Origin of the sequence: Acerihabitans arboris, assembly GCF_010131535.1 — a bacterium.
GTDB classification, from domain to species: domain Bacteria; phylum Pseudomonadota; class Gammaproteobacteria; order Enterobacterales; family Enterobacteriaceae; genus Acerihabitans; species Acerihabitans arboris.
In genome coordinates, this window is sequence record NZ_WUBS01000005.1 from 273,555 (window position 1) to 294,703 (window position 21,149).

The window sequence follows — 21,149 nt, forward strand, 5'->3', positions numbered from 1 at the left end:
GGTCTGGAGCGATAACGGGGAAAGAGGACAAGGCGCGAACGCCCGGCCCGGAGGGCCCTGTAGCCCCGTACGGCCGCTGGCGGGCGGGCCGGCGGCCGATGGTATTCACCGGGAGCGGAAGGGGAATTACATTGTCAATACATCACTTTGTGACCATAGCCGGCCAGGATATCCTTGACGCGCTCCATGGTTTCCGTGGACGGCGGTTTGACCCCGTCGAGCTTGTACTCTTCGCCCATGGCAATCCATTTATGTTTACCCAGCTCATGATAAGGCAGCAGCTCGATTTTTTCGATATTGGCCATGTCCTTGGTAAACTCGCCGAGCATGTGCACCGATTTATCGTCGTCCGACCAGCCCGGCACCACCACATAACGGAGCCAGGTGCGCTTGTTGATCTTTTGCAGATACCGGGCGAAATCCAGCGTACGATGGTTTGACACGCCTACCAGGTTCTGGTGGATATCGTCGTTCATTTCTTTGATATCCAGCATCACCAGGTCGGTGACGTCAAGCAGTTCGTCAATCACCGGATCGTAGCGCCGGACATAACCGTTGGTATCCAGGCAGGTGGTAATGCCTTCGGCATGGCACGCGCGAAACCAGTCGCGCACGAATTCCGCCTGCAGTATGGCTTCGCCGCCGGAGGCGGTAACGCCGCCGCCGGACGCGTTCATAAAATGCCGGTAGGCCACCGTTTCCTTCATGATTTCTTCTACCGTGATTTCCTTGCCGGCATGGGTATCCCAGGTGTCCCGGTTATGGCAGTAGAGACAGCGCATCAGGCAGCCCTGGAAAAAAATGATAAAACGAATGCCGGGGCCGTCGACGGTACCACAGGATTCAAACGAATGGATGCGGCCAAGAACTGACATTGCGGGGTTTTCTCCATCTTTTGCGGGAAATATGTTTTGGTTGCCGGCCCTATATCGATAGCCGGCAGCCAAAGCAAATTGACCAAAACGGGCAACAGGCCTGGCGAAGGTGATTAAAAAGGCCCCACTTTCGTGGAGCCTTTATTTTACGCCTTTTCAGACGGTGAGGGAAATTACATTGACGCGGTGAAGGTACGGGTAATAACGTCCTTCTGCTGTTCTTTGGTCAATGAGTTGAAGCGTACCGCATAGCCGGACACACGGATGGTCAGGTTAGGGTAATCTTCGGGATGTTCCATGGCCTGCACCAGCATTTCACGGTTCATCACGTTGACGTTCAGATGCTGACCGCCTTCGACGCCGGCTTCATGATGGAAGTAACCGTCCATCAGGCCGGCCAGGTTGGCTTTACGTACATCTTCGTCTTTACCCAGTGCCTTCGGCACGATGGAGAAGGTGTAGGAAATACCGTCTTTAGCGTAGGCAAACGGCAGTTTGGCAACCGAAGTCAAAGAAGCGACGGCGCCTTTCTGGTCACGACCGTGCATCGGGTTGGCACCAGGTCCGAACGGCGCGCCTGAACGGCGTCCGTCAGGGGTGTTGCCGGTCTTCTTGCCATAGACCACATTCGAGGTAATGGTCAGGATCGACTGGGTCGGAACGGCGTTACGATAGGTCGGCAGTTTCTGGATTTTCTTCATGAAACGTTCAACCAGGTCGCAGGCGATATCATCGACGCGCGAGTCGTTGTTACCGAACTGCGGGTATTCGCCTTCGATATCGAAGTCAACGGCCATGCCGTCGGCGTCACGAACCGGTTTAACCTTGGCGTACTTGATGGCGGACAGGGAGTCGGCGGCAACGGACAAGCCGGCGATGCCACAGGCCATGGTACGGTATACGTCACGGTCGTGCAGCGCCATCAGCGCGGCTTCGTAGCTATACTTGTCATGCATATAATGGATGACGTTCAGCGCGGTGACATACTGTTTAGCCAGCCAGTCCATGAAATGGTCCATGCTGCTTAGCACGGTATCATAGTCAAGCACGGCATCCATGATCGGCGCGGTTTTCGGGCCGACCTGGATTTTGGCTTTTTCGTCCATGCCGCCGTTGATTGCGTACAGGACCATTTTAGCCAGGTTGGCGCGGGCGCCGAAGAACTGCATTTGTTTACCGACCACCATCGGGCTTACGCAACAGGCAATAGCGTAATCGTCGTTGTTGAAATCGGGACGCATCAGGTCATCGTTTTCATACTGGACGGAAGACGTATCGATGGACACCTTGGCGGTGAACTTTTTCCAGCTGATCGGCAGCTTTTCCGACCACAGGATGGTCATGTTCGGTTCAGGCGCCGGTCCCATGGTGTACAGGGTGTTCAGGAAACGGAAGCTGTTTTTGGAAACCAGCGTACGTCCGTCAACGCCCATGCCGCCCAGGGATTCAGTTGCCCAAATCGGATCGCCGGAGAACAGTTCATCATATTCAGGCGTACGCAGGAAACGTACCATACGCAGTTTCATGACCAGGTGGTCAATCAATTCCTGCGCTTGTTCTTCCGTGATCTTGCCGGCTTTCAGGTCGCGTTCGATAAAGATATCAAGGAACGTCGAGGTACGGCCGAAGGACATGGCGGCGCCGTTCTGGGATTTAACCGCGGCCAGGTAGCCGAAGTAAGTCCACTGTACGGCTTGCTGTGCGGACGTTGCCGGGCCGGAGATGTCGCAACCATATTTGGCGGCCATTTCCTTGATTTGCGCCAGGGCGCGATGCTGTTCGGCGATTTCTTCACGCAGACGGATAGTCGCTTCCAGATCTTCGCCGTTTTCCATTTTGCTTTGCAAAGAGGTGAACTGGGCGAATTTATCCTTCATCAGATAATCGATGCCGTACAGCGCGACACGGCGGTAGTCGCCGATGATGCGGCCGCGGCCGTAGGCGTCGGGCAAACCGGTCAGGGCGCCGGTTTTACGGCATTTCAGGATGTCGGGAGTATAGACATCAAACACGCCCTGGTTATGGGTCTTGCGGTATTCGGTGAAGATTTTCTTGATTTCCGGATCCAGTTCGCGGTCATACGCTTTGCAGGAGCTTTCAACCATCTTGATGCCGCCGAACGGGATAAGCGCGCGTTTCAACGGAGCATCAGTCTGCAGACCGACGATTTTTTCCAGGTCTTTAGCGATATAACCGGCGTCATGGGACGTAATGGTGGCGGCAACATCCGTATCGAAATCAACCGGCGCATGAGTGCGGTTTTCGATTTTGATGCCGTCCAATACCTTGCTCCACAGTTCAGTGGTGGCGGGAGTAGCCCCGGCCAGGAAGGCTTCATTGCCTTCATACGGAGTATAGTTTTTCTGGATAAAGTCACGGACATTGACTTCATTCTGCCAGTCGCCTTTGCTAAAACCTTCCCAAGCAGTGGCTAGTTTTGTGTTCAGATCGGTCATTTTATACCTACCTTCTAATGTGGATTTCTTAAAACCCGGCTTTACGGGGGGTGCCAGCCAACTTAATGCTGATGCCCACCGCGCAGATAAATCATCCAGTACGTCAATCCTACCAGTAAACCTCCGCCGATAATGTTGCCGATGGTAACCGGTATTAAATTATCGATGATAAAGTTGCTAATAGTCAGATGCGAGAACTGTTCAGGCGCCAACCCAACGGCCTGCCAGAATTCCGGCGTGGCGAAATGCCTAATCACGATGCCCAGCGGGATCATAAACATGTTGGCGATGCTATGTTCAAAACCGCTGGCGACAAACATGGCGACCGGGAAAATCATGGCGAACATTTTATCCATCAGGCTGCGGCCGGAATAACTCATCCACACCGCCAGGCAGACCATCAGGTTAGCCAGGATCCCCAGGCATACCGCTTCAATAAAAGTATGGTGTAATTTGTGATCGGCCGTCTGCAGGACATTCAGTCCCCAGCCGCCGTTCGCCACCATATGCTCACCGGAGAACCAGATCAGGGCCACGAAAAACAGCGCGCCCACCAGATTGCCGATATAGACATTAATCCAATTACGAATCAGCTGTCCCCAGGTGATGCGTCCGCTGGCCTTGGCCACCATGATCAGCACCGTCGAGGTAAACAGGTCGGCGCCGCACACCACGACCAGCATCAATCCCAATGAAAAACAAATCCCGCCGATAAGTTTTGCCATGCCGTACGGCATGGTGCCGGCACCGGTGGTTGCTGTAATATAGAACGCAAAAGCGATGGAGATAAAAACGCCGGCGGTGATGGCCGAAAAAAATGTTTTTGATGGTTGCTTGGTAGCTTTATAGACACCGGCCTCTTCAGCAACTTTCGCCATGGCATCGGGTAGTTTCAGGTCAAAAGGGTTGTCAGACTTCACACAAACTCTCTCGTTGGATTAATTAACGACCTAATTCTAACAAACCAGTATAGAGCAAAAATTGATATAGATCATAATGGCCCAAACTTAATACCCCTTGACAGGCCCTGAAACGGAACGGATTAATTATAATCTATTGATAATTATAATAAAAATAAATTTTAATTATTGCACGAAGATTTGAAGACCACATTTTTTGTACATTTTACGTCGTTATGTAATAGCTATTAATGTGGGGTATTTGTTTCAAAGGGCCAGAATATTCTGCCTGATTTCACCTTTATGAAACATTAGCGCCAATTTGGCTACGTTGGTAAAGACGCTATTTTATTACCGATACTTTATTATTTTTTGTGGAACCATTATGCGCTAATGACATAAAAAAAGCAGGGTTATATTGCCACCCGACCGCGCGGCGGGACGTAATCCGCGCAGGCCGGCGTGGCGGCGGTATTATACCCGCCGGTGGGTTATGCCTGTTGCCAATAGCGGCGCTTGGCCGCCTGCAGCTTGTCATATGCGGCGAGCAGGGCGCGATGGGCGGGCAGGGCGCGCAGGTCGCTATCGATATCGAACAGACCCTGGAAGCAGTTCTCCCCGTTCAGCGCGGCCCGGGCATTGTCAAGCGTGGCCCGGCCGTACATCCGCGCGAACGCGGCGAAATACTGCGCCGGTTCGCGGTCCGGCTCCTGGGCCAGCAACAGCAGGCTGTGCAGGCAGCGGTAAAAATTCTCACGCTCGGGTGTAAAGACCGACGCGTTGAAGTCCCGGGTCCATTCGGTCCACATCAGCGCCTGCTCCAGATCGCCGCCCGCCAGCGCCAGCATGACCTTGAGCTCGCCAACCCGCAGGGTAAACCAGCCGTTGTCCTTGCCGGTCGCCAGCCCCAGCAGTTCCCTGACGCGGGTGAAATCATCCAGGCCTTCGTCGTCCAGTCGTTCGATCAGCGCCAGATATTGCTCCTTGGGCCACCGGCTGCCGGGCAGGCTGGTCAGGGTGGCGCGCAGGTGGGCGGCCATGGTGTTATTGGCCAGCAGCAAATCCTCCACCGGATAGATGTCCGACATGCCGGGCACCAGGATCCGGCAGGCATACACCTCCAGGTGCTGGTAATCGGCGATATAAACCTCGGCGCGCAGGCGCTGGAAAATACCCATCAGGGTAGTGAATTCGTCGCCGGTGCTGCCGCTGAAATCCCAATCGGCAAAGTCGTAATCGGCGTCCTGCTTAAACAGATCCCAGGAAATCAGGCCGCTGGAGTCGATAAAATGGGTCTCCAGGTTGGTCTGCTCGGCCACTTCCTCGTCGTCAAAGGTCGGCGGGGTGAACACATCCAGATCTTTCAGGCTGCGGCCTTGCAATAATTCGGTCACCGTGCGCTCCAGCGCCACGCCGAAATCCGGATGCGCGCCAAAAGAGGCGAAACAGGTACCGTTGGCGGGATTAAACAGCACCACGCAGATGACGGGGTATAATCCGCCCAGCGACGCGTCATAGGCCAGGATGGGAAAACCTTCCGCCTCCAGGCGGTCGATGGCCTCGACCACGCCGGGGTAACGCGCCAGCACCGCCGGCGGGATGGCCGGCAGGCTTATTGATTCGGCGATAATCCGGTTCTTGATATGGCGCTCGAACACTTCCGATAGCGCCTGCACCCGCGCTTCATTGGCGGTATTGCCCGCCGACATGCCGTTGGAGACATAGAGGTTGCCGATGATATTTATCGGAATATATACCGTCCCCCGGTCGGACTGGCGCTCAAACGGCAGGGCGCAGATGCCCCGCGCGGCATTGCCCGATTGCAGGTCTACCAGCGCGGCGGCGGTCAGTTCCTGGTCCGGATCGTAAAACGCCAGCAGGCGATCGTCGAGAATGCCCGCGGGCAACCGGCCGTCGGCGGGCGGCGCGAACCATTCCTCGTTGGGATAATGCACGAAGTCGCCGTTGGCGATGCTGTCGCCGAGATAAAAATCGGCAAAAAAGTAGTTGGTGGACAGCCGCTCGAAATATTCGCCCAGCGCCGAGGCCAGCGCGGCCTTTTTGCTGGCGCCTTTACCGTTGGTAAAACACAGCGGACAGTCGCGATCGCGAATATGCACCGACCAGACATGGGGGACCGGGTTCAGCCAGGAGGCCTCTTCAATATTAAACCCCAGCGCGCCAAGCTGTTGATAAAAGCGGGCGATGGAATCCTCTAGGGCGGCGTCTTTACCGGGAATAAATGTTAATGACATGCAGGCTCTCTTTATTATTGTCTTGAAAGGCCCATAATACGGTGTTTTCTATGCCGGCTCCACGTATTATCCCGATCGCGCCGCGGGCGTTGGGCAATTTTACCCCCGGTTGCGCCGCTGCCGCCGGGCGCGGGCGCGGGGGCTGAAATTGCTGAAGATAATCAATAACCGTTGCGACGTCCGGATGTGAGTGATAAAAACGATAGAATTGTTATTCACAAATTTTTTTAGCCAACGTGGTGAGTGGAAATGAATCAGGTGTTTAATTTTAGCGCCGGTCCGGCAATGATTCCGGTGGAAGTCTTGCGGCGCGCGGAGCAGGAACTGCGCAACTGGCATGGGTTGGGAACGTCGGTGATGGAGATCAGCCATCGCAGTAAAGAGTTTATCGAGGTGGCCAAGGAGTCCGAACAGGATCTGCGCGACCTGCTGAACATTCCCGAAAACTATAAAGTGCTGTTCAGTCACGGCGGCGCGCGGGCGCAGTTTGCCGCGGTGCCGCTTAACCTGTTGGGCGACAGCGCCAGCGCCGACTATATCGACGGCGGTTACTGGGCGCACAGCGCCGTTAGCGAAGCGCAAAAATATTGCGATCCGAAGGTGATTGACGTCAAAACCCGCATTGACGGCCTGCGCGCGGTAAAACCCATGGGCGAATGGGCCCTGTCTGCCGACAGCGCCTACGTGCATTACTGTCCGAACGAAACCATCGACGGCCTGGCCATCGATGAACTGCCTGATTTCGGCGACAAGGTGGTGGTGGCTGATTATTCCTCCACTATTTTGTCACGTCCGCTGGACGTCAGCCGTTTTGGCGTGATCTACGCCGGCGCGCAGAAAAATATCGGACCGGCCGGCCTGACGCTGGTGATTGTGCGTGACGATCTGCTGGGCAAGGCGCGGCGTGAACTGCCGTCGGTGCTGGATTACCAGGTGCTGGCGGAAAATGACTCGATGTTCAATACGCCGCCGACCTTTGCCTGGTATCTGTCCGGCCTGGTGTTTAAATGGCTGAAGGAGCAGGGCGGTTTGGTGGAAATGGACAAACGCAACCAGGCCAAGGCGGATACGCTGTATCAGTACATCGATAACAGCGGCTTCTATCGCAACGATGTCTCCCCGGCCAACCGTTCGCGCATGAACGTGCCCTTTTTGCTGGCGGACGCCGCGCTGGATAAACTGTTCCTGGATGAATCGTACGCGGCGGGCCTGCATGCGCTGAAAGGCCATCGCGTGGTGGGCGGGATGCGCGCTTCCCTGTATAACGCCATGCCGCTGGCGGGCGTCGAGGCGCTGGTGTCCTTTATGGACGGGTTTGCCCGGCGTCACGGCTAATTCCTCCTCCCTTAGGGGGGCACGCCTTGCCGAGCCATCGGTGACCCTTTCCCCGTGACCCTGGCGTAAAAGCCGGGGTCACTGCTGTTATATTATTATATTGTTCTATTTGCTGGAGAACGCGTTTCACATGCAGGAATCCCTGACCCTACAACCGGTGGCACATATCGATGGCACCATTAATCTTCCCGGCTCGAAAAGCGTCTCGAACCGGGCGCTGCTGCTGGCGGCCCTGGCCGACGGCACGACGCGCCTGACCAATCTGCTCGACAGCGACGATGTGCGCCATATGCTCGATGCGCTGGTCGCGCTCGGGGTCACCTGCCGCTTAAGCGCCGATCGCCGGCAGTGCGAGATCGACGGCCTGGGGCGGGCCTTCACCGCGCCGGAGCCGCTTTCGCTGTTCCTCGGCAACGCCGGCACCGCCATGCGCCCCCTGGCCGCCGTACTGTGCCTGGGCCGGCATGATATTACCCTGACCGGCGAACCGCGCATGAAAGAGCGACCCATCGGCCATCTGGTGGATGCCCTGCGCCAGGGCGGCGCGGATATCGACTACCTGGAGCAGGAAAACTACCCGCCGCTGCGCCTGCGCGGCGGCTTTCGCGGCGGCGATATTACCGTTGACGGCAGCGTGTCCAGCCAGTTCCTGACCGCCTTGCTGATGGCGGCGCCGCTGGCCGCCGGGGATACGGTAATCCGCATCAAAGGCGAACTGGTCTCCAAGCCGTATATAGATATCACCCTGGCGCTGATGGCCAGCTTCGGCATCCAGGTGCGCCATGACAATTACCGGGTGTTTTACCTGCAAGGCGGCCGGGGTTACCGATCGCCGGGCGATTACCTGGTGGAGGGCGACGCCTCGTCCGCCTCGTATTTCCTGGCGGCGGCGGCCATCAGGGGCGGCACGGTGCGGGTCACCGGTATCGGCAAGAACAGTGTGCAGGGCGACATCCGCTTTGCCGACGTGCTGGAACGCATGGGCGCGATCGTTCGCTGGGGCGATGATTTTATCGAATGCAGCCGGGGCGAGCTGCGCGCCATCGATATGGATATGAACCATATTCCCGACGCCGCCATGACCATCGCCACCACCGCGCTGTTTGCCAGCGGCGGCACCACCACGCTGCGCAACATCTATAACTGGCGCGTCAAGGAAACCGACCGGCTGGCGGCCATGGCCGCCGAACTGCGCAAAGTGGGCGCCGACGTGGTGGAGGGCGAGGACTATATTGCCATTACGCCGCCGTCCAGGCTGCGATCCGCCGACATCGGCACCTATAACGATCACCGCATGGCCATGTGCTTCTCGCTCGTGGCGCTTTCCGATACCCCGGTGACCATCCTCGATCCGCAATGCACCAATAAAACCTTTCCGGATTATTTCCAGCAGCTGGCCGCCATCAGCACCCTTGCGTAATCCGTTTTTCCCCCCCGTTCACCGGCGGTTTACCGCGCCGGTGAATGAAAATGCCGCGGAGATGTCTTAATTTCACGTTCCTGGCGCCGAAGGGTAACCTTTGTTCCTTATGATGCGTATAATGCATCACAGTAAATTTTTTATTATGGAACCAGAATCAGACCGCTGAGAGGAGAAAACAATGACGGCAGTAGTCCCGGTGATCACCATCGACGGACCGAGCGGTGCAGGGAAAGGCACGCTGTGTAAAGCATTGGCGGAAGCGTTAGGCTGGCATCTGCTGGATTCAGGGGCGATTTACCGCGTACTGGCGCTGGCGGCGTTGCATCACCAGGTCGACATCAACGCCGAAGGGGCGCTGGTGCCGCTGGCGGCGCACCTGGACGTGCGCTTCAAGGTCCAGGCGGGCGAGCTGGAAATCATCCTCGAGGGCGAGGACGTCAGCGGTGAAATCCGTAATGAGAACGTGGGCAACACCGCTTCCAAGATTGCCGCGTTTCCCCGGGTGCGCGAGGCGCTGCTGCGCCGGCAGCGGGCATTTCGCGAGGCGCCCGGCCTGATTGCCGACGGGCGCGATATGGGCACCGTGGTGTTTGCCGAGGCGCCGGTGAAGATTTTTCTCGACGCGTCGTCGGAAGAAAGAGCGCACCGCCGCATGCGGCAGTTGCAGGAAAAGGGCTTTAGTGTTAACTTTGAACGCCTTTTATCCGAGATAAAGGAAAGGGACGAACGCGACAGGAGTCGCCCGGTGGCGCCGCTGGTTCCGGCATCAGATGCTCTGGTACTGGATTCCACCCGCATGACTATCGACGAAGTGATAGCTCAGGCGTTGGCGCACTCACGGCGTATACTGGCGTTGTCGTAGCTTTAGAAACAACTACCCCGTTGCAGGGACTGGCAATGGGGCGTGTATAACAACCCCATCGAGCAGGATGCCGGATGGACGTTAATCAAAAACACCTGAAGATTATCAAATATGACAGAATCTTTTGCTCAACTCTTTGAAGAATCCCTGAAAGAAATCGAAACCCGTCCTGGTTCCATCGTGCGCGGTACCGTTGTTTCCATTGATAAAGACGTAGTACTGGTTGACGCCGGTCTGAAATCTGAATCCGCCATTCCTATCGAGCAGTTTAAAAATGCCCAGGGCGAGCTGGAAATCAAGGTTGGCGATCAGGTCGACGTCGCGCTTGACGCGGTGGAAGACGGTTTCGGTGAGACCCTGCTGTCTCGCGAAAAAGCCAAGCGCCATGAAGCCTGGCTGATGCTGGAAAAAGCCTACGAAGAAGCCGCGACCGTTACCGGCATCATCAACGGCAAAGTGAAGGGCGGTTTCACCGTCGAACTGAACGGCATTCGTGCGTTCCTGCCGGGTTCGCTGGTTGACGTACGTCCGGTACGCGATACCCTGCATCTGGAAGGCAAAGAGCTTGAGTTTAAAGTTATCAAGCTGGACCAGAAACGTAACAACGTGGTGGTTTCCCGTCGTGCGGTGATTGAATCCGAAAACAGCGCGGAACGCGATCAGCTGCTGGAAAACCTGCAGGAAGGCATGGAAGTTAAGGGTATCGTCAAGAACCTTACCGACTATGGCGCGTTTGTTGACCTGGGCGGCGTAGATGGCTTGCTGCATATTACCGATATGGCCTGGAAGCGTGTTAAGCATCCGAGCGAAATCGTGAATGTCGGCGATGAAATCACCGTTAAAGTCCTGAAATTCGACCGTGAACGTACCCGCGTCTCCCTGGGCCTGAAACAGCTCGGCGAAGATCCTTGGGTGGCTATCGCCAAACGTTACCCGGAAGGCACCCGCCTGACCGGTCGCGTGACCAACCTGACCGATTACGGCTGCTTCGTTGAAATCGAGGAAGGCGTTGAAGGCCTGGTTCACGTTTCCGAAATGGATTGGACCAACAAAAATATCCATCCGTCCAAGGTTGTCAACGTGGGCGACGTGGTTGAAGTCATGGTTCTGGATATCGACGAAGAACGTCGCCGTATCTCCCTGGGCCTGAAACAGTGTAAAGCCAACCCATGGCAGCAGTTCGCCGAAACCCATAACAAGGGTGACCGCGTCGAAGGCAAGATCAAGTCAATCACTGACTTTGGTATCTTCATCGGCCTGGAAGGCGGCATCGACGGCCTGGTTCATCTGTCCGACATTTCCTGGAACGTTGCCGGTGAAGAAGCCGTGCGCGAATACAAGAAAGGCGACGAAATCGCGGCCGTGGTCCTGCAGGTTGACGCGGAACGCGAACGTATTTCACTGGGCGTGAAGCAACTGGCTGAAGATCCGTTTAATAACTACCTGTCTTTGAACAAGAAAGGTACCATTGTTACCGGTAAAGTTACTGCAGTTGACGCGAAAGGTGCTACAGTTGAATTAGCTGGCGGCGTTGAAGGTTACCTGCGTGCTTCCGAAGCCTCGCGTGACCGCATTGAAGACGCTACCCTGGTTCTGAACGTGGGCGACGACGTTGAAGCCAAATTCACCGGCGTCGATCGTAAAAACCGCGTTGTCAGCCTGTCCGTTCGTGCTAAGGATGAAGCTGATGAGAAAGATGCTATCGCCACTGTGAACAGCACCAACAAGCAGGAAGATACCAGCAACTTCTCCAGTGCAATGGCTGAAGCGTTCAAGGCAGCTAAAGGCGAATAATAATGGGGGGGCGGCGTTATGGCCGCTCCCGGACGGTAGCTAAGTTGGGTCGTGCCCCCGCCTTGACTGTGGGAACACGCACTTGGAGGAACTATGACCAAGTCTGAACTTATTGAAAGACTAGCTGGACAGCACGCTCATATCCCGGCAAAAATCGTCGAGGATGCTGTGAAAGAGATGCTCGAACATATGGCGACCACACTCGCCAGCGGTGAGCGCATTGAAATCCGTGGTTTCGGCAGTTTTTCACTTCACTACCGTGCGCCGCGTGTCGGACGCAACCCGAAAACCGGGGATAAGGTTGAATTGGAAGGCAAATATGTCCCCCATTTCAAGCCAGGCAAAGAGCTGCGTGACCGCGCCAATATTTATGGCGCATAACGCCGCGTTGCGTTAATGCGCGGACGTTATAGCCAGTCGCAATAAAGACACCTTCGGGTGTCTTTTTTTTGTCTTCACGCCAGCGGCGGCGAAAATTCCGTCGGCTGCCCGACTGCCGACAGGCCGTCCCGGAACGCCTTAAGCGGGGGGGGGGGGTTAGGCCACAGGCCGCACCCTGTGTCCGCCAGGGCAAATTGCGTGTCCGCCCGCAGCCCGCCGCACTTGTCTGTAATCCCCTCTCATTATTTCGAAGCGATATCGACAAATCCACAACCGGCGGTGGCGGCAGTCGATGGCGCGGATAACAATCGGCGCTAACGCCTTGCTGCCAGGATTGATCGCCGATGATTGCCGGATCCACGAACTGATGCCGTTATCCATAAACCATGTTGCGTTATGCGCGATTGCCGGCATCCTGCCCTTGGGCTTTTTGCCCGCATTGCCGGCGGCCACTACGCTATATGGCATCGTGCTGGCCGGCTGGTTATTGTGGTTGACGCGCGCGCCGGGCTGCCGTTTAGCCGCCATAACCCTGGCCGCTTTCGCCTGGGGATGCCTTTGCGCCACGCAAATACTGCAGCAAACGTCGGTGTTATCGCAGCCCCGGGCTATCGTGCGCGCGCATATCGTCAGTATCCACCACGCGGACAGCACCCGGTCGCGCGCGGTGATCAAGATCACCCAAGCGGGGGGCGCGCGGGTCTTCCCGCCGGTATATGCCGCGGTGAGTTGGCAATCACTGCCTGAGCGCTGGTGCGCCGGGCAGCGGTGGAAAATGATGATAAAACTGCGGCCTCAGCACAGCCGGCTCAATGAGGGCGGTTTCGACAGCCAGCGCTGGGCCGTTGCCAACCACCAGCCGCTGGTGGGGCGGGTGATCAAAGCCAAGGTGGAGGATGCGCGCTGCGGCCTGCGGCAACGGCTGATCGACAGCGCCGCCGGCCGGTTCACCGATCTGAGCTGGCCAGCCATTTTACTGGCGCTGGCGTTTGGCGAAAGCCGGGGCATGCCCGAGGAACTGCGCCTGCTGTTACAGCAAACCGGTACCGCCCATCTTATGGCCATTTCCGGCCTGCATATTTCGCTGGCGGCCCTGTTCGGCTGGCTGGTGGCGCGCGGCGGTCAATTTTTCCTGCCCCTGCGTTTAGTGAGCCCGGTATTACCGCTGGCGGTAAGCTGGCTGAGCGCGGCGGGTTATGTCTGGATTTCCGGCGTTAACTTCCCGGCGGTGCGTGCGCTGCTGGCGCTGTCGCTGTGGATCCTGCTGCGTATGCGCGGCGTGCACTGCGGCGCCTGGCAGGTCTGGCTATGGTGCGTGGCGCTCATCCTGGTTACCGATCCGCTCAGCGTCCTGTCCAGCAGCCTGTGGTTATCATGCCTGGCGGTGGCGGCGCTGGTTTTCTGGTTTCAGTGGGCGCCCCTGCCGCCGCGTTTTCAATCCGGACTGCGCTGGGCGTGGCTGCGCTGGCTGCACCTGCAGTGCGGCATGACCCTGCTGCTGCTGCCGCTGCAATGGGGATTGTTCCATGGCGTCAATCCGCTGTCGCTGCCGGCCAATCTGTGGGCGGTGCCGCTGGTGTCTTTTATTACCACTCCCCTGATCCTGGCGGCGATTTGCCTCGGCATGCTGCCGGCGGTCAGCCGGCTGCTGTGGTATCTGGCCGATCAATCGCTGACGCTGGTATTCTGGCCGCTGGCGCCGTTACAGCAGGGGTGGCGCGAACTGGCGGAAACCGGCATCCTGTGCAGCATCGGCGGCTGGCTGGCGGTCATTATCTGGCGCTTCGGCTGGTGGCATACCTATCGGCTGAACATCGTGGTGCTGGCCGCGCTGCTGCTTGCTCCACGGGATAGGGCGGATCGGCCGCGCTGGCGGGTGGATATGCTTGATGTCGGCCATGGGTTGGCGGTGTCGGTGGAGCGTGACGGCAAAGCGCTGTTATATGACACCGGCGCCGGCTGGCAGGGCGGTGATATCGGCAAAGCCGAGATCGTGCCCTATCTTGCGTGGCGCGGTTTAACGCCGGAGGGTATTTTCCTCAGTCACAGCCACCAGGATCATATCGGCGGGCTGGGCACCCTTAAACGGTTGTTTCCCGGGGTGCCGGTATCGAGTTCCTATCGCAGCCCCGGACATCTTCCCTGCCTTCGCGGACAGCAATGGCACTGGCAGGGGCTGCGGTTCAGCGTGCTGTGGCCGCCGGGCCAGGTCAAAAAAGCCGGTAACGACGATTCATGCGTCATCAAGATCGAAGACGGCACGTTTAGCATATTGTTAACCGGCGATATCGAGGCACCGGCCGAGCGGGCCTTGCTCAAGACAGCGCGGGCGCGGCTGCGCGCCGATATCCTGCAGGTGCCGCATCACGGCAGCAAAACCTCCTCCACTCGCGCATTTTTACGCGCGGTGCGTCCCACTGCGGCGCTGGCGTCGGCCGGCCGCTTTAGCCCGTGGCGCCTGCCCGCGCCGGCAATCAGGGAGCGCTACCGCCGGGAAGGCGTAACCTGGCACGATACCGCTCGTTCCGGCCAGGTCAGTATCCATTTTTATGACACGCATTGGATGATAAAAGGGTATCGGGAACAAATTATGCCACGCTGGTATCACCAGTGGTTTGGCGTCCAAGCCGATAATGAGTAGAATGGTCGGCTATTTAGGACTAAGCGCTGGTTAATTGCATGCTCAATGATAAAGATCTCTCCACCTGGCAGACGTTTCGTCGCCTATGGCCGATGATCTCCCCTTTTAAGGCGGGCCTGATAGTTTCCGCCATCGCCCTGATCCTCAACGCCGCCAGTGATACCCTGATGCTGTCGTTGCTCAAGCCGCTGCTGGACGAAGGCTTTGGCAAAAGCAATAACAGCATCCTGGTATGGATGCCGCTGGCCGTTATCGGCCTGATGGTGGTGCGGGGAACAACCGGTTTTGTTTCCAGCTATTGTGTGTCATGGGTATCGGGCAAAGTGGTCATGCAAATGCGCCGCCGGTTATTCAGCCATATGATGGGCATGCCGGTGTCCTTTTTCGATCAGCAATCCACCGGCACCCTGTTGTCGCGTATTACCTATGATTCGGAACAGGTGGCGTCATCGTCGTCCAGCGCGCTGATTACCGTTATCCGCGAAACCGCCTCGATCATCGGCCTGTTTATCATGATGTTCTATTACAGCTGGCAGCTGTCGCTGATCCTGGTGGTTATCGCGCCCATCGTTTCCATTGCTATCCGGCAGGTGTCAAAACGCTTTCGCAATATCAGCAAGAATATGCAAAACACCATGGGACAGGTCACCACCAGCGCCGAGCAGATGCTGAAGGGCCACAAGGAAGTGCTGATCTTTGGCGGCCAGAAGGTTGAGAACGAGCGCTTTAACCAGGTCAGCAACCGTATGCGCCAGCAGGGCATGAAAATGGTTTCCGCCTCGTCGGTGTCCGACCCGGTGATCCAGTTTATCGCGTCCCTGGCCCTGGCGTTTGTCCTCTATGCCGCCAGCTTCCCGAGCGTCATGCAAAACCTGACCGCCGGCACCATCACCGTGGTGTTCTCGTCCATGATTGCGCTGATGCGCCCGCTGAAATCGCTGACCAACGTTAACTCCCAGTTCCAGCGGGGCATGGCCGCCTGCCAGACCCTGTTCGCCATCCTTGATATGGAACAAGAGCAGGACACCGGCACCCTGGCGATCGACCGCGCCGAAGGCAACGTCGAATTCCGTGATGTGACCTTCTTTTATCCCGGCAAGGAAACGCCGTCGCTTGAGCATATCAGCCTGACCATCCCGGCCGGCAAGACGGTGGCGCTGGTCGGACGCTCCGGGTCCGGCAAATCCACCATCGCCAATTTGCTGACCCGGTTTTACGATGTGCAGCAGGGCGCGGTGTTGCTGGACGGTCACGATCTAAGGGAATATACCCTCTCCTCGCTGCGCGATCAGGTGGCGCTGGTATCGCAAAATGTGCATTTATTTAACGATACCATTGCCAACAATATCGCTTATGCCCGCAAGGACCGCTTTTCGCGCGATGAAGTTGAAAACGCGGCCCGCATGGCGTACGCCATGGATTTTATCGCCAAAATGGATAAAGGGCTGGATACGGTGATCGGCGAAAACGGCGTACTGCTCTCCGGCGGACAGCGGCAGCGCATCGCAATCGCCCGCGCGTTGCTGCGCGATTGCCCGATACTGGTCCTGGACGAAGCCACCTCGGCGCTGGATACCGAATCGGAACGCGCCATCCAGAAGGCGCTTGACGCCCTGCAGAAAAACCGCACCTCGCTGGTGATTGCCCATAGGCTGTCGACCATCGAAAAAGCGGATGAAATCCTGGTGGTCGAAGACGGACGCATCGTGGAGCGCGGGTCGCATCAGGACCTGCTGGCGCGGAAAGGCGCTTATGCCCAATTACACCGGATGCAGTTCGGTAATGATTGATCGCATCTGGTTCGGCGGATCCCGGCTGTTTTGGCTGCTGCTGCCGCTGTCCTGGATCTATGGCCTGGCAAGCCTGCTAATCAAGCTCGGCTATCGCCTGGGATGGCGCAAGATATACCGGTTTCCGGTGCCGGTGGTGGTGGTGGGCAACCTGACCGCCGGCGGTAACGGCAAAACGCCTGTGGTGTTATGGCTGGTCGAGCAGCTGCAGCGGCGCGGCTGGCGGGTAGGCGTGGTATCCCGCGGTTACGGCGGGCGCGCCGAACGCTACCCGCTGCTGCTGGACGACACGACCACCAGCCGGCAGGCGGGGGATGAGCCGGTGCTGATTTTCCAGCGCACCCGCGCCGCGGTGGCCGTGGCGCCTAAGCGCGCGCAGGCGGTGGCGGCGTTGCTCGAACGGCAGCCGCTGGATGTCATCATTACCGATGACGGCCTGCAGCACCATGCGCTGGCGCGCGACATCGAATGGGTGGTGGTGGACGGCCACCGACGTTTCGGCAACGGCTGGTGGCTGCCAGCCGGTCCGATGCGCGAGCGGGCGGGCCGTTTAGACAGCGTCTCCGCGGTGATCGTCAACGGCGGCGATGCGTTGCCGGGGGAAGTGCCCATGCGTCTGGTGCCGGGAGACGCGGTCAATTTAACCAGCGGCGACACCCGGCCGGCTGGACAGTTGCCCGCCGTGGTGGCCATGGCGGGCATCGGTCATCCGCCGCGTTTTTTCGCCACGCTGCGCGCCCTTGGGGTGGTTGCCGAACGTGAGGTTCCCTTCGGCGATCATCAGGCTTATCGCGCGGAACAGCTGATACCGCTGGCTTTGCCGCACCAAACGCTGTTGATGACGGAAAAAGACGCGGTGAAGTGCCATGCCTTCGCCCAGGCAAACTGGTGGTATCTGCCGGTAAACGCCCAGTTGCCGGAGCAGGAGACGTCAAGGCTGCTGGCGCCGATAGAACAGGCCATTAAAACTTTCGGCGCAAAGAGCGGGACAATCGCCGCCGGCCTCGCGGCGGATAACGATGTAACGACGCGGGGCTAGCTCCGGCGGCAGGTTTTAGTCCCGCGGAAAAACAATCGGCCCGGTCATCAACGATGATCGGGCCGAGAGAGCGATGTATTTTTTTGCTTAGCGGCTAAAATTAGCGAACAGAGCAATAATTTTATTTAATGTTTTCATGGCAGGCTTGTCTCTTAAATATTTAAAGTGTGATGTAGCTCACAAAAAATAGTACGCCGTTCCTGTTCGGTTATCAACTCTATTTTACACAAATGTTAATAGCTTTCGTCAATCGCTGTGAAGCCAATTGCAGCTTGTCGCCGTAACCATTCCCGCCCACTATCGCATTATGCTATTCTCTGGCCCATCGACGCATCGCAGGGTGTGTATGCTGGAGGAAACATGGATCATCGTTTATTGGAAATCGTGGCGTGCCCGGTCTGTAACGGCAAGCTGTATTTTAATAAAGAAAAACAGGAACTCATCTGTAAATCGGACGCCCTGGCGTATCCGGTTCGGGACGGTATCCCGGTATTACTGGAGAGCGAGGCCCGCGCGCTGACGCTGGACGAGACAAATCAATGAGTTTCGTGGCTATTATCCCCGCGCGATTTGCCTCGAGCCGCCTGCCGGGCAAACCCCTGGCGGACATTGACGGCAAGCCCATGGTGGTGCACGTGATGGAGCGCGCGCAGGAGTCCGGCGCTGACCGGGTTATCGTGGCAACCGACCACCCGGGCGTGGTGGACGCCGTGCGCCAGGCGGGCGGCGAGGTGTGCATGACGCGCCCCGATCACCACTCCGGCACCGAACGGCTGGCGGAAGTCATCGATCGCTACCAATTCCCCGATGACCAGATCGTGGTCAATGTCCAGGGTGACGAGCCGCTGATTCCCCCGGTCATTGTACGGCAGGTTGCCGATAACCTGGCGCATTGCCAGGCGGGCATGGCGACGCTTGCGGTACCCATCGCCACCGCCGAGGAAGCCTTTAATCCCAACGCGGTAAAGGTGGTGATGGACGCGCAGGGTTTCGCGCTTTATTTTTCCCGCGCCGCCATACCCTGGGAACGGGAACGATTTACCCATTCCCGGGAATCGATCGGCGACACCTTTTTGCGCCATATCGGCATCTATGCCTACCGCGCCGGTTTTATCCGCCGTTACGTGGGCTGGCAGCCCAGCCAGCTGGAGCAGATTGAAATGCTCGAGCAACTACGGGTACTATGGTACGGAGAAAAGATTCATGTCGCGGTGGCCAGGGAAGTGCCGGGCATCGGCGTCGATACCCCGGAGGAGCTGGCGCGGGTCCGCGAGCTGATGCGCTGCAATCGCTGATTTAACGCAGGCATGGCCGGCGGCCTGCCATGCTGAACCCGGCCGGCGCCAGTGCCGGCCGGCAATGCCGGGCACTGGCGGACCCGCCGCAACCCGCTCCGCGCGGCCGGCCTCCGTCGCGCGCGATGTTATCCCCGCCGCGGCATGTTCCGCCCGCCGAAAACCGGCAGGCGCGAAGCCACCGCGTTTTTTTCCCGCTAAAGCTTGATCTGAAACGAAGAAGTTTGCCGATGAAGCCAGCATGATGACCCGTGTTTGATATTTACACGTTGCCTATCCAATTAAAGGTTGAGTCTGTCATGGAACAATTGAAAGCCGAGCTAAGCGCAGTGTTGGGCGAATCGCTGAGCCGCTTGGAGCGGATCAGCGAACAGCCTTATGCGCACCTTTATGCTATGTATGATAAGGAAGGACATCCGCTTTCATTGCTGGCGAAAAGTTATATCTGCCAGGGCATCGCGCAGCAGGAGGCCTATAAGCTATCCATGCTGGCCCGCGAGGGCGAGGTCAGGCTGCCGACGGTCTACGGCCTGGTGGTCACCCAGCAGGCGCCTTATAAAGAGCTGCTGCTGATGGAGCGCCTGCGCGGCGTATCTGCGGAAGCCCCCACCCGCACGCCGCAGCGCTGGCGCCTGCTTCAAGATCAAATCGTCGAAAGCGTGCTGGCCTGGCACCGTATCGACAGTCACGGTTTGGTCGGCACGGTGGACAGCACACAGGAAAATACCTGGCCCAACTGGTACGCGCAGCGCATCGAGGTCATCTGGTCGACGCTGCTGAAAGTCTCCGCGCCGCTGTTGACCTATCAGGATCGTAATCTGCTGTTCCGCACCCGCCAAAGCCGTGACAGGCTGTTTGCCGATTATCAGGAAAACTGCGTGCTGGTGCACGGCAATCTGACGCTGCGCAGCATGCTCAAGGATCAGCGCACCGACCAACTGCTCGCCATGCTCAATCCCGGCACCATGCTGTGGGCGCCGCGCGAGTATGACCTGTTCCGCCTGTGCGAAGACGGCATGGCCACGGATCTGCTCTACCATTACCTGAGCAAGGCGCCGGTGTCGGAGGCGTTCCTTTACCGGCGCTGGTTATACGGTATCTGGGAGGCGGCGGCGCGTTATATCCATACCGGGTTACTGGACCGCACGGTATTTGATCTGGCCGCCCCCGAGCTGGTCCCCTGGCTTGATTAGGCGGGCAGGACGCCGGCGTCGACGGCCTTACTGCGATGAAGACGGCTCAGGGCTCTGATCCGCCGCGCCGCCGGTAATTTTCTGCCAGGCGCGGCCCAGGGTTTCATACCAGGCGCGATCGGCGTGCCCCAGCCAGAGCGGGGATGGCATAACCTTTTCCCAAAGATTGAGCGGACTGTCGATGGCCAGCTGGTTGGCCGGGGCGGGGATCGGCGCGAGCCCCTGCGCCCGGAAAAACCCCATGGCGCGCGGCAGATGATTGGCCGACGTCACCAGCAGGAACGGCGCCTTGCCCACCAGCGCGCCCACGCTCGCCGCTTCCTGGCGGGTGTCGCGCGGCTGGTCCAGCACGATAATATCCCCCGCCGGCACCCCGAGGCTTTGCGCCACTTCCGACGCCGTCTCGGCGCTGCTGACCGGGTTGCCGCCCGCCGCCGCGCCGGTAAACACTATTTTAGCGCCGGGGTGCCCACGGTAAAGACGGATGCCTTCGGCCACCCGCGGCAGGCTGTTATTGATCAGATTGGAGCTGGGTGCCCACGACGGATTAAACGTATAGCCGCCGCCCAGCACCACCACATAGGCGATGCCCGGTTGACGCCCGCGATAGGTGGGATAGGTCGCCTCCATCGGGGCCAGCAGCCTGTCGGCCACCGGCTGCAGGCTTAATAGCAGCAAACATAACCAGCTCAGGGTCACTATGCCTTTACCGGTTCGCTGCCAGCGCGTCAGCCACAGCAGCAGCAGGCCCGCTCCCATGAGCAAAATCAGCAGCGGCAGCGGCAATAACAGCCCGCCGACGATTTTTTTAAGGGCAAAAAGCATCGGAAAACGCTCCAATTGGACGAAATGTAATCAACCAGGCGCGATCCGGCGCCAGAAAGATTCATTCTAAGTCAGCCTGTGACAAA

At 58.1% G+C, this 21,149-nt stretch carries 16 protein-coding genes; 11 read left to right on the plus strand and 5 right to left on the minus strand.

All coding sequences use genetic code 11. From position 1 onward, the window contains the following. Positions 1 to 134 precede the first annotated feature (134 nt). The 4 genes from pflA to ycaO all read right to left on the minus strand — a co-directional run bounded on the left by pflA (position 135) and on the right by ycaO (position 6,485). Complete coding sequence (gene pflA / locus GRH90_RS09150; RefSeq protein ID WP_162365635.1) at positions 135 to 875, minus strand: pyruvate formate lyase 1-activating protein; 741 nt, start codon at positions 873 to 875, stop codon at positions 135 to 137. Between the two features lie 173 nt (positions 876 to 1,048). Continuing rightward, positions 1,049 to 3,331, minus strand: a complete 2,283-nt coding sequence (gene pflB, locus GRH90_RS09155) for a formate C-acetyltransferase (RefSeq protein ID WP_162365636.1) — start codon at positions 3,329 to 3,331, stop codon at positions 1,049 to 1,051. Between the two features lie 62 nt (positions 3,332 to 3,393). After that, complete coding sequence (gene focA, locus GRH90_RS09160) at positions 3,394 to 4,251, minus strand: formate transporter FocA (protein ID WP_162365637.1); 858 nt, start codon at positions 4,249 to 4,251, stop codon at positions 3,394 to 3,396. A gap of 470 nt (positions 4,252 to 4,721) precedes the next feature. Continuing rightward, complete coding sequence (gene ycaO / locus GRH90_RS09165) at positions 4,722 to 6,485, minus strand: 30S ribosomal protein S12 methylthiotransferase accessory factor YcaO (protein ID WP_162365638.1); 1,764 nt, start codon at positions 6,483 to 6,485, stop codon at positions 4,722 to 4,724. Between the two features lie 249 nt (positions 6,486 to 6,734). Between ycaO and serC the strand changes: the two genes are divergently transcribed. The 11 genes from serC (at position 6,735) to GRH90_RS09220 (ending at position 20,238) form a co-directional block, all read left to right on the plus strand. After that, positions 6,735 to 7,820, plus strand: coding sequence for a 3-phosphoserine/phosphohydroxythreonine transaminase (gene serC / locus GRH90_RS09170; protein ID WP_162365639.1), 1,086 nt, complete (start codon positions 6,735 to 6,737; stop codon positions 7,818 to 7,820). Positions 7,821 to 7,950: 130 nt separating this feature from the next. Continuing rightward, positions 7,951 to 9,240, plus strand: a complete 1,290-nt coding sequence (aroA, locus tag GRH90_RS09175) for a 3-phosphoshikimate 1-carboxyvinyltransferase (protein WP_162365640.1) — start codon at positions 7,951 to 7,953, stop codon at positions 9,238 to 9,240. 181 nt (positions 9,241 to 9,421) lie between these two features. Next, on the plus strand, positions 9,422 to 10,105 hold the full coding sequence (gene cmk / locus GRH90_RS09180) for a (d)CMP kinase (RefSeq protein ID WP_162365641.1): 684 nt from the start codon (positions 9,422 to 9,424) through the stop codon (positions 10,103 to 10,105). A 111-nt stretch (positions 10,106 to 10,216) separates the two neighbouring features. After that, positions 10,217 to 11,899 carry a 30S ribosomal protein S1 gene (rpsA, locus tag GRH90_RS09185; protein WP_162365642.1) on the plus strand — a complete coding sequence of 561 codons (1,683 nt, stop codon included), beginning with the start codon at positions 10,217 to 10,219 and terminating at the stop codon, positions 11,897 to 11,899. A gap of 93 nt (positions 11,900 to 11,992) precedes the next feature. Further along, the gene (gene ihfB, locus GRH90_RS09190; RefSeq protein WP_162365643.1) at positions 11,993 to 12,280 is read left to right on the plus strand and encodes an integration host factor subunit beta; all 288 of its coding nucleotides are present in this window, start codon (positions 11,993 to 11,995) and stop codon (positions 12,278 to 12,280) included. Positions 12,281 to 12,572: 292 nt separating this feature from the next. Continuing rightward, positions 12,573 to 14,921, plus strand: coding sequence for a ComEC family protein (locus tag GRH90_RS09195; RefSeq protein WP_312857177.1), 2,349 nt, complete (start codon positions 12,573 to 12,575; stop codon positions 14,919 to 14,921). Positions 14,922 to 14,959: 38 nt separating this feature from the next. After that, positions 14,960 to 16,711 (plus strand): lipid A ABC transporter ATP-binding protein/permease MsbA, encoded by a 1,752-nt coding sequence (gene msbA / locus GRH90_RS09200; protein ID WP_162365644.1) that lies wholly within the window; start codon positions 14,960 to 14,962, stop codon positions 16,709 to 16,711. Further along, positions 16,704 to 17,750 carry a tetraacyldisaccharide 4'-kinase gene (gene lpxK / locus GRH90_RS09205; protein WP_162365645.1) on the plus strand — a complete coding sequence of 349 codons (1,047 nt, stop codon included), beginning with the start codon at positions 16,704 to 16,706 and terminating at the stop codon, positions 17,748 to 17,750. The genes msbA and lpxK overlap by 8 nt, the downstream gene beginning before the upstream one ends. Positions 17,751 to 18,110: 360 nt before the next feature. Continuing rightward, positions 18,111 to 18,293, plus strand: coding sequence for a Trm112 family protein (locus GRH90_RS09210; protein ID WP_162365646.1), 183 nt, complete (start codon positions 18,111 to 18,113; stop codon positions 18,291 to 18,293). Beyond that, on the plus strand, positions 18,290 to 19,045 hold the full coding sequence (gene kdsB, locus GRH90_RS09215; RefSeq protein ID WP_162365647.1) for a 3-deoxy-manno-octulosonate cytidylyltransferase: 756 nt from the start codon (positions 18,290 to 18,292) through the stop codon (positions 19,043 to 19,045). The genes GRH90_RS09210 and kdsB overlap by 4 nt, the downstream gene beginning before the upstream one ends. A 299-nt stretch (positions 19,046 to 19,344) precedes the next feature. Then, a complete protein-coding gene (locus GRH90_RS09220) occupies positions 19,345 to 20,238 on the plus strand; it encodes a YcbJ family phosphotransferase (RefSeq protein WP_162365648.1) in 894 nt (297 codons plus the stop codon). A gap of 27 nt (positions 20,239 to 20,265) precedes the next feature. On the opposite strand, the gene elyC is transcribed toward GRH90_RS09220, so the two are convergent. Next, a complete protein-coding gene (gene elyC / locus GRH90_RS09225; RefSeq protein ID WP_162365649.1) occupies positions 20,266 to 21,063 on the minus strand; it encodes an envelope biogenesis factor ElyC in 798 nt (265 codons plus the stop codon). Positions 21,064 to 21,149 lie beyond the last annotated feature (86 nt).

Bases quoted from the DNA above. Each gene is read 5' to 3' on its own strand.
- pflA (WP_162365635.1), bottom strand. From the start codon at position 875: ATGTCAGTTCTTGGCCGCATCCATTCGTTTGAATCCTGTGGTACCGTC.
- pflB (WP_162365636.1), bottom strand. From the start codon at position 3,331: ATGACCGATCTGAACACAAAACTAGCCACTGCTTGGGAAGGTTTTAGC.
- ycaO (WP_162365638.1), bottom strand. From the start codon at position 6,485: ATGTCATTAACATTTATTCCCGGTAAAGACGCCGCCCTAGAGGATTCC.
- serC (WP_162365639.1), top strand. From the start codon at position 6,735: ATGAATCAGGTGTTTAATTTTAGCGCCGGTCCGGCAATGATTCCGGTG.
- aroA (WP_162365640.1), top strand. From the start codon at position 7,951: ATGCAGGAATCCCTGACCCTACAACCGGTGGCACATATCGATGGCACC.
- cmk (WP_162365641.1), top strand. From the start codon at position 9,422: ATGACGGCAGTAGTCCCGGTGATCACCATCGACGGACCGAGCGGTGCA.
- rpsA (WP_162365642.1), top strand. From the start codon at position 10,217: ATGACAGAATCTTTTGCTCAACTCTTTGAAGAATCCCTGAAAGAAATC.
- ihfB (WP_162365643.1), top strand. From the start codon at position 11,993: ATGACCAAGTCTGAACTTATTGAAAGACTAGCTGGACAGCACGCTCAT.
- GRH90_RS09195 (WP_312857177.1), top strand. From the start codon at position 12,573: ATGGCGCGGATAACAATCGGCGCTAACGCCTTGCTGCCAGGATTGATC.
- msbA (WP_162365644.1), top strand. From the start codon at position 14,960: ATGCTCAATGATAAAGATCTCTCCACCTGGCAGACGTTTCGTCGCCTA.
- lpxK (WP_162365645.1), top strand. From the start codon at position 16,704: ATGATTGATCGCATCTGGTTCGGCGGATCCCGGCTGTTTTGGCTGCTG.
- GRH90_RS09210 (WP_162365646.1), top strand. From the start codon at position 18,111: ATGGATCATCGTTTATTGGAAATCGTGGCGTGCCCGGTCTGTAACGGC.
- kdsB (WP_162365647.1), top strand. From the start codon at position 18,290: ATGAGTTTCGTGGCTATTATCCCCGCGCGATTTGCCTCGAGCCGCCTG.
- GRH90_RS09220 (WP_162365648.1), top strand. From the start codon at position 19,345: ATGGAACAATTGAAAGCCGAGCTAAGCGCAGTGTTGGGCGAATCGCTG.
- elyC (WP_162365649.1), bottom strand. From the start codon at position 21,063: ATGCTTTTTGCCCTTAAAAAAATCGTCGGCGGGCTGTTATTGCCGCTG.